Here is a 13,556-nt window from a genome sequence, read left to right as displayed (position 1 = left end):
AAAAGCAGAAAATACATGTAGCCAATTATTATTTAGCTATGTGTATAGCTATCACAAAACTATAGCATGATTAAACTAATTGTTTCCGATCTGGATGGTACACTTTTAAACAGCAATGGCATTTTAGATGATGCTTTTTTTGAGTTACATAAAAAACTTACTGATAAAAAAATTGTGTTTTGTGTAGCCAGCGGCAGGCAATATTATAACCTGTTGCACATTTTTAAATCTATTGCACAGGATGTTTTTTTTGTTGCAGAAAATGGCACTTTTGTTTGTTATAATAACGAAGTACTATATCAAAAAACGCTGGCCAGAAATGCGGTGGATGAAATTCTTGGCATTGCAAAATCTATTGAGGGAATTTATCCCGTGTTATGCGGCACAAAATCTGCCTATATGGAAGAAAGCAGTGCCGGCATTATCAGCGAAACGGCCAAATACTATGCAAAGCTTACCATGGTAAAAGATTTTGTATCTGTTACTGATGATGTGCTAAAAGTATCCATCCTGGATTTGCATGGCGCCGAGCAAAACAGCCTGAAATTTTTTCAATCGCTGCACCACCCAACAAAAGTTACTCTGGGTGGTAAGGTATGGATAGATATTTCTAACGAGCATGCCAATAAAGGCGTGGCCGTTTCTTTTTTACAATCGCATCTTGGCATTGAGGCCAACCATACATTGGTGTTTGGCGATTATCTTAACGATCTGGAAATGCTTTCTACCGCACAATATAGTTATGCCATGAAAAACGCCCACCCCGAGGTTATTAATAAAGCCAGTTTTATAACCGAGTATACCAATGATGAAGCCGGTGTAATAAAAAAAGTAGAAGAGTTGTTATTACAGTTGTAGGGAAATACATTTTATGATACCAGCGATAGCACATTGGGCATCGGCGCTTGCCACGCTCGGTTCATGGTTCCACTTTTATGGCAACTAAATAAAATATGGCAACCATGTTTTTTGCTGGCAAATTTTGGCTTTAATAAACAAGCAAACATAATAATGCAAAGCTGCACCATGTATCCGAACGTACAAGTGTGCGACGCAAGTACAGCTGCATACTGGCCTGTTGCCGGGCTACAAAAATGTATTTATTTAAAAAACCAGGTAAGGCTAATTTTTGCTGCAATAGGTGTACCTGCGGTAAAGCAAACTTCGTTAACAGGCAGCGTTTCGTTTTGTAAACGTGTTAATGTAGCAAATTGTGTTTCTTTCCATTTGGTGTTAAATATATTGTTGATGCCAAGCCCAATTTCGTAACAGGGTTTTGTATAATTCAACACCATGTCGGCAATACAATATCCATTAGCAGTAAGGCTATAATCTTCATTGGCTGGCCGGTTACCTACATAGCGGTAACGCAGGCTGCCATTAAAACCATTTTTATTAGTGTAGGTAATGCCGCCGGTACTGGTTATAACAGGTGCCAGTGGAATATAGTCTTGCCCCTTGGCATTATCTATTGAACGGCCATGCGCATAATTTACATCTGCATCTATATACAAAAACCGGAAAGGCTGGTAACGCCCCGAAAAATCTATACCAACACGGCGTGTTTTACCACTGGGTTCTACAATACCGCCATCGCCTGAATAAACAAATTCCTGCTGCAGGTATAAGTACCAAAGGGCGGCATTGATCAACACATTTTTGGCAGGTTTGCTTACCATGCCAATATCGGCACCATATGCACCGGGCAACACTTGTACACCCTTTTGTACCACTACTGCCCTTGTATCATTAGAATGGAAACCTTTGCCCGTAGATATATACAATTGCAAAGCATCATTTACGTGATAATACAGATTTGTTTTAGGACTAATTATATTGGCATTGGCTGTATATAGTCCAATACCGGTAAGCGTACTATCGCTGGCTAATTGGTTATTGTACCTATTATTAAACTGATCGAAACGCAAGCCCACATTAAGGCTAAGGTGCTGGTTAAAACGAATGGTTTCATTAAGGTAGGCGGCTATATCTGTTTGGGTAATATCGCCCAGTTTAATAGGGGTTAATAAGGTATACCTGTCTTTGGTATGCGAGAGGGAAGAATTGCTGGTCATATCTGCACGAATTGCCATCCCGGCCTCGGTTACAAGTGATACATTGCCCAAATAACCCTTGTGCATATAGCTGCCATTATACCCGGCCATTTGCCTGTTTTCTTTCTGCCGTATCTGGTCTCCATTTATTGAATCTTCCAAAAAAAAGGTGAAGTTGGTATGCAGGTCAAATTTATAGTAAGAATAATATAGTTGATGCTTCATCAGGTCGCCATTAGCCATGGTGGCAACCAATTGTGCATTGATATTGGTACGCGATGTATTACCCCCTTCTGTAGGGTCTAAAGCACCATAAAACCCAATCATACCTTTTTCAACTGCACGGCCAGGTATTTGTCCGGAAGCATCCCATTTGCTATTTAGGTGCGATGCGGAGATACTGGCATAACTGTGTTTGCTTATTCTACCGTTGTATTTTGTAAAAAAATTAAACCGGTTAAAATGTTGCGGGTAATTAAAATAAGCATCTGTATACCGGTATTCGGCTGCCATATACCAGCTTTGTTGTTTTTGAATGGCCTGCCTGTTTAACACATTAAACATGGCCATTGCCCGATAGGTATTAAACATGCCGCCTTCCAGTTTTATCATATTATTTGTAAGGGCATTGCGGGTATTAAAGTCAACTGCACCGGTGGTGGCAAAATCGCCCTTTTCAGCAGCATAGGGGCCTTTTTTAAAATTTACATTTTCAATGGTTTCGGGTATAATAAAATGGCTATCGGCATAACCCTGCCCATGTGCATGGGAAACCATATTTATGGGAATTCCATCTACCGCAAGGGCAATATCGGTGCCATGATCGCAATCAAAACCACGTAAAAAAATTTGTTCTGCCTTACCACCTCCCTGGTGCTGACCAATTACCAAACCAGGCACAATGCGCAACACTTCCTGCGAGTTATTTACGCCACGCATACTTATATCTGTTTTACCAATAGCTTTAAACTGTTCGCCTGCATTGGCGGTTACCACTACATCCTGCAATAAGGTTTGGCCGGGATTAAGTAATATTTGTAATGCGTTATTGTAAGAAATGGTTGTATGAAAACCAGTATAACCAATACATTTTATTTCAATCTGGCAGCTGGCAGATGATGCAGCAAATCTAAACTTACCCGAAACATCTGTAAAAGTGCTTATTGCAGCACTATCGGTGATTAAATAAGCACCCTCGATTGGTTGGTTTGTTTTGCTATCCAGTACAACCCCTGTATAGGTATATTGGCCAAAAACGCCTTTGGCTAAATAAATAAATAAGCATAAAAACAAACACTTTTTCATTTTAAATATTTAGAAACCCTTTGAACAAAACTAATCAAAGAAACAATGCTTTCTATAATACCAGCAATGGCATTACATGGCATCTTCTCTTGCGTCGCAATCCGTTCATCGGTTGGTTAATAATGGGACTAAAACAGGTACGAAAAAATAGGTAAAACAGTTTTCCATTTATTTTCCTTGATTCTTTTACCGGTAAATAATTCTATACCTATTTTTGACACTTAAATAAAAAATCTATGGCATACTGGCTAATAAAGTCTGAACCTTTTAAATACAGCTGGGAACAATTTGAAGCAGATAAACACACTTTTTGGGATGGTGTGCGCAATTATGCGGCCCGCAATAACCTTAAAGCCATGAAAAAAGGCGATCTGGCATTTTATTACCACAGTAATGAAGGCATGGAAATAGTAGGTATCGCCAAAGTAGCAAAAGAATATTATCAGGATCCCACCACAGATGAAGAAGCCTGGGTGGTTGTTGATTTTAAGCCTTTCAAAAAAATAAAAAAGCCTGTTAGTCTGGCCACCATAAAAGCCGATCCTCGCTTGGCCAATATGGCACTGGTAAGATTAGGCAGGCTTAGCGTACAGCCGGTTACCGATGAAGAATGGGATATAGTAATGCAATTAGGTGGTATGAAATAAAATTCAGTGGTATGCTGCATAGCATTACCCACCGCACAAGAGTGCGACGCAACGGATGCATCATAGCTATTCTACTGCCGGGTACATGATACTAAAAACCTCCACCAATAATGGAGGTTTTTTTATTTGCTTTCTTTTAACGCATGCAGGTGGTTACAAATTTGTGTTGCAGGTATAAATAATGCAGGCCTGCACATTTTACATTCTTCACAAAAAAAATTACAACAATGAAAACTTTCATTCCTGCTGCAATTATTATTGCAGTTGCCTGCATCGCTTTGGCCTCTTGTGAATGGTTATTTGGCAACAAACCTAAGTCCATTGCCAATACACACACGATCAATGGTACCTGGCAAATAAAATCAATGGCAGATAGTAGCGCAAATGCCCGAAACACAACACCCATGCTGGCTGCAGCATTTTCCAACAATGATACGTTGCCTGTTTCCATTAGCTTTAATATAGATAGCACGTTTACCATTAGCAGTAAAAACGACAGTATTTATAACAAGGGAATATACTATGTAGATACAGCCAAACAAACCATTTTTATCAAAGAAGATTCTTTGTATACACCATATAGTATTAAACAATGGAGCGATACAGCTGTACAATTATATACCGCAAAAGATAGTATTACTTACACCCTTATAAAACAATAAAATTTTGCCATAACGATTGCTGCCTTATGTAATTTTTACTTCGCAGCATCTTTAACAAACCACCAAATAAGCCATATATGAAAATGCAATTTTTTTATGCAGCTATAATAGCTGTACTGATAAGCGCTTGCCAAAACGGAAATGAAAAAGAATCAGCTGAAATGCAAGTTGCTGACATCACTTTAGCGGATATACAAAACAAAGCCACACCCAATATGGCTGCATCAGAAACCGCTACTACCGATAGTACTGGGAGCCCACAATCATTGGTAATGAATAACGGTCAGCCACCGCTAAACCCCGACTGGGATAAAAAGATCATCAAAACAGCCAATGTTACGCTGGAACTGAAAGACTATGCCAACTACAATACACTTTTACACAATAAGCTAAATGCTTATGGGGCCTATATTGCAGGCGAACACCAGGAAGAATCAGATTATCAGGTAAGCAATGATGTTACCATAAAAGTGCCCGTAAATAAATTTGACGATTTGCTCAACTCACTTCCTGCAGAAGGGGTAAAGCTGCTGCAAAAAAATGTAACAGCAGAAGATGTAACCGCCGAAATGGTAGACACAAAAGCCCGAATGGAGGCAAAGAAGCAAGTACGAGACCGCTACCTGGTTTTGTTAAATCAGGCACATACCATCAAAGATATTTTGGAAGTAGAATCGCAGGTAAACACCATTCAGGAAGATATAGAAGCGGCCGAAGGCCGGGTAAAATACCTCTCGCATCAGTCCGCTTACAGTACTATTCAGGTAAAATACTTTCAATACCTCAACGGTGCGGATGGATACAATAGTGAACCACCATTTTTCAAAAGAATACTTGCTGCATTTCAAAGTGGTGCAGGTATTATCAGCGGCTTATTTTTAGGCATCATTACTTTATGGCCGTTGGTAATTATTGCCATACTGCTTTTTATGTACCTTAAAAAAAGAAAGCAACAAAAGTCAATTACCAAAATACCACAAACCACCGTATAGTATTTTTGTAATTTTTTGTTACCAGGCGACAGATCATAATATAAGCTGTGCTTGCGTCGCACTCTTGTACGGCTGGTAATGCTATGCAACAAAAAAACACCTGGCTATAACAACAAAATGGCCGGGTGTTTTATATTTAGTTAATGGTTCAAACCAAAAATGCTGTTGTAATTTTGAACGATGGCAAAGAAAAAATTAGTAGTGTTAACCGGTGCCGGTATTAGTGCAGAAAGTGGTATAAAAACCTTTCGCGACAGTGATGGATTATGGAACGGATATAACATTGAAGATGTAGCTACCCCAAGGGCCTGGAGAAAAGACCCGCAACTGGTGTTAGACTTTTATAATATGCGACGCAGAGATGTGGCCAAAGCCCAACCAAATGCTGCACACCTGGGCCTTGCGCAGCTACAAACAAATTTTGACGTGCACATTATTACGCAAAATATTGACGACCTGCACGAACGTGCCGGCAGCACCCATGTATTGCATTTACATGGTGAAATATTTAAAATGCGCAGCGAAAAAAACGAGGAACTCATTTATCCCATCACCACAGATATTGCTTTAGGCGATACAGCCGAAGATGGCGCTCAATTACGCCCACATATTGTTTGGTTTGAAGAAGCGGTACCCATGATAGCACCCGCCGCTAACATAGTAGCCGGCGCAGATATTTTTGTGGTGGTGGGCACTTCGCTGGTAGTATATCCGGCGGCAGGATTGGTAAATTATGCGCCCTATGGTATTCCCAAATTTATCATCGATAAACATATACCCTATCTTTCCTCAGGTGGTCAAATTACAGCGATTGAATTGCCTGCCACCAAGGGGGTACAACAGCTGCAGCAATTACTGGATAACATGTTATAATTACTACGCTGTTTCACCACCTTGCGGACCATAAAATATTACCCAGGTAGCAAAATCAGTCGAAAAATTTTCGAACCGGTGCTCCATGCCTGCGGGCACAAAAATAACCTCACCGGCAGTAAAAACGGTTCTAACACCATCTCGGTTAAAAGTGCCGCTACCACTGGCTACAATATATAATTCATCCTGTTTGTGTGGGGTTTGCGTATCAATGGTATCGGGTTTAAAATACTCTACCTGAAGGCTGCCATGTTGTAGCAGCACTGTAAATGGTACAGCAGTATTTGTTGCCAAAGCAGCTATTGCTTCATTAATAGAAACCTGATATGCTTTCATCTAATATTGTTGAGTTAATTAGAATTATAAAATTATGCTCATTTCAGCTTTTATTTATCCGGCTTTGCTGCCATACCAACAGAACCCTGAACCGAGCGTGGCAAGTAAAGCCAGATTATTGATGTTAAGCCGGCTACCAAATAATCACTTAGTCTTTGGTTACCCTGTAGGAGTTCTTAAATAGCAGTCGCAAACTTTGATCGTAGGTGAAATATTTATACATCCAGTTAATAAAAATCTGCAACCTGTTTTTTACACCCAAAATAAGCATCAGGTGCAGAAACATCCACACCAGCCAGGCCAAAAAGCCACCAAAATGTAGTTTAAGGGATGGAATGTCAACCACCGCCAGGTGCCGGCCAACTGTGGCCATACTGCCTTTATCTGCATATTCAAATTCCTTTTCAACGGCATTGCCTTTCTGCTGTTGTATAAAATTAGCAGCCAACACCTTCGCCTGGTTAATAGCTACATTTGCCACCTGCGGGTGCCCGTGTGGGTATAGTGGCGTTTCCATATAAGCAATATCACCCAGCGCATATACATCAGCCGTATTTTGTACTTTATTAATACGGTTAACCATTATCCTGTTACCACGTGCAATCAGCGATGCATCAATGCCTTCGGGCACATTACCCTTTATACCGGCAGCCCAAATAACTATTTTTGAATTAATAAGTTCTCCATTAGAAAGTGTTACCAAATTACCATCAAAGTTTTTAACCACTGTATTGGTTAATACGGTTACACCCAATTGCCGCAGGTATTTGCTACTTTCGGCCGAGCTTTTTTCACTCATGGCGGCCAGCGTTTTGCCACTGCCTTCTACCAGATAAATATGCATGGTACTAAAATCAAGTTCCGGGTAATCTTTGGGCAATACATTGTTGCTCATTTCTGCCAGGGCTCCACTTACTTCCACACCGGTTGGTCCGCCACCCACCACCACAATATTCATATATGGCTGGCGGGCATCCAATTCCTTTATCTGCAATGCTTCTTCAAAATTTTCTATCAGTTTATGCCGCAATTGCAAAGCTTCGGTAGTAGACTTCATAGGAAAAGCATGCTGTTGCAAAACAGTATTGCCAAAAAAATTGGTATCTGCACCGGTTGCTATTACCAAACGGTCATAAAAAAACGCACCAATATCTGTTAAAACATTGTGCTGCGACGTATCAATACTTTTTACCATCGCCATTCTAAATCTGATATTTTTACTGTTGTGAAAAACCTTGCGCAACGGGAAAGAAATATTGCTTGCATCCAACCCTGCCGTGGCTACCTGGTAAAATAGTGGCTGAAACTGATGATAATTATTACGGTCAATCAACAATACGTCTATACCCTTTTTATTGTTAAGACTGTGGGCCAGTTGCAAACCTGCAAACCCACCGCCAATGATGATGATGTTCATATGAGTTATTTATAGCACAAAAATAATACAATTTTCAGAAATTATTGAAAGTTTTATAAAATATACTTTTTATCCAGGCAATTGTGCTTGCTTCAGCCCGCTTGCGTCGCACTCTTGTACGTGTAGATATATTTTCAGCCATTAAACAGCAATAACCATGCTGCCAATTACTTTTATTACAAACTGTTTGACAATTTGCCAATTACCATTATCTTTGAAATTATATAAGCACTTATACATTTTTTATGAACTTTTATCAGGATCTCGGCTTTCTGGTATTTGGCAGCCGGCTAAAAAGGTTAAGCGAATTGTTTTTGAGCGATGTTAACGCCATCTATAAAAAGCACAATATTGCTTTTGACGCTTCCTGGTTTCCGGTATTTTATCTCTTATCAAGAAACGAGCAGGTCTCTATCCGTTTCATTTCCAATCAATTGGGAGTATCACATTCTGCCGCCAGCCAAATGGTTAGCAGCTTACAGGAGAAGGGATGTATCAAATCGGTTGTCTCCAAAACCGATGCCCGCCATAAAGTGGTAACATTTACCGCTAAAGGCAACAAACTTCAACAGAAAATAGAACCGGTATGGACCGCCCTGCAACAAGCCATGCTGCAACTGGCTAACGAAAGCCCCCAAAGTAAACAAGTGCTGGAAGCCCTAACCGCCATGGAAAATAACCTTGCCAACAATAGTTTACTAAACAGGGTAGAAAAAATATTACCATAAAGCTTGCATAATATGAGTTATAACTATTTGCCATTAGACCGTAACTGGCTGCATTTTCAGCAGGTAAAAAATTTGCTGGAGCACCACCAGCTGGTTAGCATAACTTTTGATGCCCATGAACGCATTGAAAAATGCCGCCAATACCTTAATCAAAAAGTGGATGCTTCCGATGATCTTTTTTATGGCATCAATACCGGATTTGGCTTTTTGCAAAATGTAAAAATTGACAAAACACAGATAGAACAACTACAATACAACCTACTTACTTCTCACGCCTGTGGAATGGGTGATGAAGTACCAGCAGATATTGTAAAACTGATGCTAATGCTTAAGATTAAAAGCCTTAGCTACGGCCATAGCGGTGTACAAATTGATACCGTTAAACGATTGATGGAAATGTATAATCAGGATATTTTACCTGTAATTTATACCCAGGGCTCTTTAGGCGCATCCGGAGACCTGGCACCACTTAGTCACCTAAGCCTGCCTTTAATCGGATTGGGAGAAGTATATTATAAAGGCCAAAAACGCCCTTCTGCAGAAGTATTGGCTGAGCTGGAGTGGCAACCTATTGCGCTGCAAAGCAAAGAAGGGCTGGCACTCATTAACGGCACCCAGTTTATGAGCGCCTATGGCATGTACTGCCTGCAAAAATCAGAACACCTGATTAATATGGCCAACCTTATTTGCGCCACTTCTTTTGATGCTTTCGATTGTATCACCGAACCACTGCATCCTTCCATACATGCCATTCGTGCACATAAAGGCCAAATTGAAACGGCTACCATTTTGCGTGAATACCTAAAGGGTAGTAAAATTGCCCTACAGCAAAAAGCACAGGTACAAGATCCCTATTCTTTCCGTTGTGTACCTCAAGTGCATGGCGCTACCAAAGATGTATTTAATAATGTACTCGATGTATTTTTAACCGAGATAAATTCCGTTACAGATAATCCCAATATCTTCCCCGATGAAGACCTGATTGTAAGTGGGGGCAATTTTCATGGCCAGCCCTTGGCCCTGCACCTCGATTTTCTGGCAATAGCCATGAGTGAGCTGGCAAATATCAGTGAACGCAGAACCTATCAGTTAATCAGCGGACAGCGGGGTTTACCATTATTTCTGGTGAAAGATGCGGGGTTAAACAGTGGCTTTATGATTCCACAGTACACCGCTGCCGGTATTGTAAGCGAGAACAAACAATTGTGTACACCCGCCAGCGTAGATTCTATTTCGTCCAGTAATAACCAGGAAGATCATGTAAGTATGGGCGCCAATGCAGCCACCAAATGTTTGCGGGTAATAAACAATGTAGAACGTGTATTGGCCATAGAATTGTTGAGCGCCGCACAAGCACTGGATTTTAGAAGACCGCTTACCAGTTCTCCTGTTATAGAAAATATGGTTGCTGCGTTTAGAGCACAAATCAGCTTTAATGAGAAAGACCGTGTTTTACACGACGATATGATAAAAGCAGTAGCTTTTATCAGGAATTGGAAAATTGAATCGGTTTAATCTTAAAGACATTTATTAGCCAGGCAGTAATACAAACAGCAGCTTTACTTGCGTCGCACACTTGTACTGCAACAATTATGGCAGCAAATACCATTATATAAAACACAAATTTTTGTATCCAAATCAAATGACACAAAATCTAAAAAATATTTTATACCCGCTGGCAATTATTGGTGCAATTGTTACCTCATGTACCACCAAACAAACAGCTTACTATAACCACGACAAATGGAAAATTCCCGGCGACATAAATATGGCTCCTTTAAAAGCTTCGCCAAAAGAAATAAAAGAAAGTTTGTTTACCAATCTTACCGATACTTCCATCAATGCAAAGGGAACATTAAACAGTATTAATACCTGGCGTTTTGACGCGGCAGGCAATCTTATGTACCGGGAATATTTTATCAGCAATGAATTTTGGATAAGAACCGAAATGCAATTAGGCATCAATGGGTACCAAAGCCGTTCCTATACCAATAACGATGCCCAGCATACCAAAGAAGATGCAGGCAAAATTGTGTCGAAACCCATCTCCGACTCCTCATTCTTTGAAGAAACATTTTCACCCCAAAATGGCAATAGCTACAGACTAAAAACATTTGGCAATAATGGCAAAATTATTACCATAGAAGAAATAAAAGATACGGTTTTGTATAAAAATGCCACCAGCAGGGAATTGTTGTATTATGAAGGAGACAAACTACAAAAAGCGCTGTATTCTTCTATTAACGATACCCCAAGGTTGGCGCATTATTTCTATAATACAAATGGCTTTTTAGATAGCATTATTTTAAGGCAACAAGGTGCTATAATACAACGGGAATTTTTTGTAAATAATACGCAAGGTGATCCTGTTTCCTATCTAAAAATCAATGCACAGGGTGATACCCTGCAAAACATCAGGTTTACCTATATCTACGATGCAAAAGCCAATTGGATAAAAAGATTGGAAAGGCAAGAAACACAAAACCGTTACAATACAGTACTTACCAAACAAACACCAGACTATACAATAACCGAACGTGAAATAAAATATTAACCCTGTGCGTACACACTGTTTAGCTGAATAAAATTACTGCAGCACAAGAGTGCGACGCAAGAAAAGCTAAATAGCCATTAAACAGCCAGGTACAAAACATATAAAATTTTACATAACAATTGTTTAAAATTAATGGATATGAAAACTTCACCACAACGCTACGATGCTATAAAATACAAAACGCCAACCGGCGCAGCACTTAATTGCAAAGGATGGATTCAGGAGGCGGCTTTACGTATGCTGCTTAACAACCTTGACCCTGAAGTTGCCGAGCGGCCCAACGACCTGATAGTGTATGGCGGGCGTGGTAAAGCAGCCCGCAATTTTGAAGCACTGGATAATATTATTCATGCGCTTAAAGTATTGGAAAATGATGAATCGCTGCTAATACAAAGCGGCAAGCCTGTAGGCATTTTAAAAACCCATAAGGATGCGCCCAGGGTACTTATTTCCAATAGCCAGCTGGTACCCAATTGGGCCAACTGGAAACACTTTGATGAACTGGAAAAAAAAGGCCTGATGATGTATGGACAAATGACGGCAGGCAGCTGGATTTATATTGGCAGCCAGGGTATTGTACAAGGCACCTATGAAACCTATGCAGCTGCGGCGAACAAACATTTTGGCGGCACTTTAAAAGGCACATTAAATGTAACTGCCGGTCTTGGTGGTATGGGTGGCGCTCAACCACTTGCCATTACTATGAACGAAGGTGTAGCCCTAATTGCCGAGGTAGAAGAATGGCGTATTGATAAGCGACTGGAAACAAAATACCTGGATGAAAAATATACGAGTATTGATGCAGCCATAGATGCCGCCCTAACTTATAAAACAGCAGGCGCAGCCAAAAGTATTGGTGTATTGTGCAATGCAGTGGCTTTATTACAAAGACTGATTGAAAGAAATATTATACCCGATACACTTACCGATCAAACCAGTGCGCATGACCCGCTTATTGGTTATATACCGCATACACTTAATAACGAAACAGCGAATGCGCTTCGCCAATCCAATCCGGAGGAATATACTCAACTTAGTTACCAAAGCATGTACCTGCATGTACAACTAATGTTGCAGCTGATGGATAAAGGCGCCATTACATTCGATTATGGTAATAATATAAGGGCAAGAGCGCAGGAATATGAAGAAAAAAATATAGCCCAACCACAAAATACGGTAGATGCTTTATCTGGCGCAAATGATTTTGAATTAAATCGCTGCTTTAATTTTCCTGGTTTTGTGCCTGCCTATATTCGCCCACTTTTTTGTGAGGGTAAAGGCCCCTTTCGCTGGGCAGCTTTAAGTGGCGACCCTGCAGATATTGCCGTTACCGATGAACTGATTATGAATATGTTTCCTCACAATACAGGCATGTTGCGTTGGATGAAAATGGCGCAGGAAAAAATTGCATTTCAGGGTTTGCCTGCACGCATTTGCTGGCTGGGGCAAGGCGAACGTGAACTGGCAGGCATGGCGTTTAACGAACTGGTACGCACCGGCAAGGTAAAAGCCCCCATTGTTATTGGCCGCGACCATCTTGACACCGGCAGTGTGGCCAGTCCCAACCGTGAAACCGAAGCAATGATGGATGGCAGTGATGCCGTTGCCGATTGGCCAATATTGAATGCACTGGTAAATACCGCAGGTGGTGCCAGCTGGGTAAGTCTGCACCATGGTGGTGGCGTGGGTATGGGTTATAGCATTCATGCAGGTATGGTAATTGTTGCCGATGGTACCGAAGATGCAGCACAACGTTTAAAACGTGTTTTGCGAAACGATCCTGGCATGGGTGTTATTCGCCATGCCGATGCGGGCTACGAAACCGCCATTGCCACTGCAAAAGCGCATGGTCTAGATTTACAATCGAACCTGTAAAACAAGATAGTTTTCTAATAATGAAAAATGGTGAATGAAGCTTTTCATTCACCATTTTTTTTGGATTACAAATATTTTGACCCAAACATGAGTAATACTATTTGGCTTTACTT

At 40.6% G+C, this 13,556-nt stretch carries 12 protein-coding genes; 9 read left to right on the top strand and 3 right to left on the bottom strand.

Features of this window, described 5'->3' with window-relative positions:
* Positions 1–66: 66 nt before the first annotated feature.
* The gene (locus GD597_RS04640) at positions 67–858 is read left to right on the top strand and encodes an HAD family hydrolase (protein WP_171606657.1); all 792 of its coding nucleotides are present in this window, start codon (positions 67–69) and stop codon (positions 856–858) included.
* Positions 859–1,100: 242 nt separating this feature from the next.
* On the opposite strand, the gene GD597_RS04635 is transcribed toward GD597_RS04640, so the two are convergent.
* On the bottom strand, positions 1,101–3,359 hold the full coding sequence (locus GD597_RS04635) for a TonB-dependent receptor (RefSeq protein WP_171606656.1): 2,259 nt from the start codon (positions 3,357–3,359) through the stop codon (positions 1,101–1,103).
* Between the two features lie 236 nt (positions 3,360–3,595).
* Here GD597_RS04635 and GD597_RS04630 point away from each other — a divergent pair, with 236 nt between their 5' ends.
* The 4 genes from GD597_RS04630 (at position 3,596) to GD597_RS04615 (ending at position 6,533) form a co-directional block, all read left to right on the top strand.
* On the top strand, positions 3,596–4,006 hold the full coding sequence (locus tag GD597_RS04630) for an EVE domain-containing protein (protein ID WP_171606655.1): 411 nt from the start codon (positions 3,596–3,598) through the stop codon (positions 4,004–4,006).
* Between the two features lie 227 nt (positions 4,007–4,233).
* A complete protein-coding gene (locus GD597_RS04625) occupies positions 4,234–4,668 on the top strand; it encodes a DUF5004 domain-containing protein (protein ID WP_171606654.1) in 435 nt (144 codons plus the stop codon).
* A gap of 77 nt (positions 4,669–4,745) precedes the next feature.
* On the top strand, positions 4,746–5,660 hold the full coding sequence (locus GD597_RS04620) for a DUF4349 domain-containing protein (RefSeq protein WP_171606653.1): 915 nt from the start codon (positions 4,746–4,748) through the stop codon (positions 5,658–5,660).
* Positions 5,661–5,840: 180 nt separating this feature from the next.
* The gene (locus GD597_RS04615; protein WP_171606652.1) at positions 5,841–6,533 is read left to right on the top strand and encodes an SIR2 family NAD-dependent protein deacylase; all 693 of its coding nucleotides are present in this window, start codon (positions 5,841–5,843) and stop codon (positions 6,531–6,533) included.
* Positions 6,534–6,536: 3 nt separating this feature from the next.
* On the opposite strand, the gene GD597_RS04610 is transcribed toward GD597_RS04615, so the two are convergent.
* Together GD597_RS04610 and GD597_RS04605 are read right to left on the bottom strand one after the other, a co-directional pair.
* Positions 6,537–6,869 carry a cupin domain-containing protein gene (locus GD597_RS04610; protein ID WP_171606651.1) on the bottom strand — a complete coding sequence of 111 codons (333 nt, stop codon included), beginning with the start codon at positions 6,867–6,869 and terminating at the stop codon, positions 6,537–6,539.
* 148 nt (positions 6,870–7,017) lie between these two features.
* Positions 7,018–8,286, bottom strand: a complete 1,269-nt coding sequence (locus GD597_RS04605) for an NAD(P)/FAD-dependent oxidoreductase (RefSeq protein ID WP_171606650.1) — start codon at positions 8,284–8,286, stop codon at positions 7,018–7,020.
* A 245-nt stretch (positions 8,287–8,531) separates the two neighbouring features.
* Between GD597_RS04605 and GD597_RS04600 the strand changes: the two genes are divergently transcribed.
* The 4 genes from GD597_RS04600 (at position 8,532) to hutU (ending at position 13,443) form a co-directional block, all read left to right on the top strand.
* The gene (locus tag GD597_RS04600) at positions 8,532–9,014 is read left to right on the top strand and encodes a MarR family winged helix-turn-helix transcriptional regulator (RefSeq protein ID WP_171606649.1); all 483 of its coding nucleotides are present in this window, start codon (positions 8,532–8,534) and stop codon (positions 9,012–9,014) included.
* A gap of 12 nt (positions 9,015–9,026) precedes the next feature.
* Positions 9,027–10,529 (top strand): histidine ammonia-lyase, encoded by a 1,503-nt coding sequence (gene hutH / locus GD597_RS04595; RefSeq protein ID WP_171606648.1) that lies wholly within the window; start codon positions 9,027–9,029, stop codon positions 10,527–10,529.
* A 127-nt stretch (positions 10,530–10,656) separates the two neighbouring features.
* On the top strand, positions 10,657–11,568 hold the full coding sequence (locus GD597_RS04590; protein ID WP_171606647.1) for a hypothetical protein: 912 nt from the start codon (positions 10,657–10,659) through the stop codon (positions 11,566–11,568).
* Between the two features lie 138 nt (positions 11,569–11,706).
* Entirely contained in the window at positions 11,707–13,443 is a 1,737-nt protein-coding gene (gene hutU, locus GD597_RS04585; RefSeq protein ID WP_171606646.1) for a urocanate hydratase, read from the top strand.
* Positions 13,444–13,556: the final 113 nt, after the last annotated feature.

Origin of the sequence: Limnovirga soli, from assembly GCF_013106755.1 — a bacterium.
Taxonomy (GTDB): domain Bacteria; phylum Bacteroidota; class Bacteroidia; order Chitinophagales; family Chitinophagaceae; genus Limnovirga; species Limnovirga soli.
The sequence above is the reverse complement of the archived record's forward strand: the minus strand, read 5'-3'. Positions and strand labels throughout refer to the sequence as shown.

What these genes read in the sequence shown, in the direction of transcription:
- GD597_RS04590 (WP_171606647.1), top strand. Translation starts at nt 10,657, where the DNA reads ATGACACAAAATCTAAAAAATATTTTATACCCGCTGGCAATTATTGGT.
- GD597_RS04635 (WP_171606656.1), bottom strand. Translation starts at nt 3,359, where the DNA reads ATGAAAAAGTGTTTGTTTTTATGCTTATTTATTTATTTAGCCAAAGGC.
- hutU (WP_171606646.1), top strand. Translation starts at nt 11,707, where the DNA reads ATGAAAACTTCACCACAACGCTACGATGCTATAAAATACAAAACGCCA.
- GD597_RS04600 (WP_171606649.1), top strand. Translation starts at nt 8,532, where the DNA reads ATGAACTTTTATCAGGATCTCGGCTTTCTGGTATTTGGCAGCCGGCTA.
- GD597_RS04640 (WP_171606657.1), top strand. Translation starts at nt 67, where the DNA reads ATGATTAAACTAATTGTTTCCGATCTGGATGGTACACTTTTAAACAGC.
- GD597_RS04615 (WP_171606652.1), top strand. Translation starts at nt 5,841, where the DNA reads ATGGCAAAGAAAAAATTAGTAGTGTTAACCGGTGCCGGTATTAGTGCA.
- GD597_RS04605 (WP_171606650.1), bottom strand. Translation starts at nt 8,286, where the DNA reads ATGAACATCATCATCATTGGCGGTGGGTTTGCAGGTTTGCAACTGGCC.
- GD597_RS04620 (WP_171606653.1), top strand. Translation starts at nt 4,746, where the DNA reads ATGAAAATGCAATTTTTTTATGCAGCTATAATAGCTGTACTGATAAGC.
- GD597_RS04625 (WP_171606654.1), top strand. Translation starts at nt 4,234, where the DNA reads ATGAAAACTTTCATTCCTGCTGCAATTATTATTGCAGTTGCCTGCATC.
- GD597_RS04610 (WP_171606651.1), bottom strand. Translation starts at nt 6,869, where the DNA reads ATGAAAGCATATCAGGTTTCTATTAATGAAGCAATAGCTGCTTTGGCA.
- GD597_RS04630 (WP_171606655.1), top strand. Translation starts at nt 3,596, where the DNA reads ATGGCATACTGGCTAATAAAGTCTGAACCTTTTAAATACAGCTGGGAA.
- hutH (WP_171606648.1), top strand. Translation starts at nt 9,027, where the DNA reads ATGAGTTATAACTATTTGCCATTAGACCGTAACTGGCTGCATTTTCAG.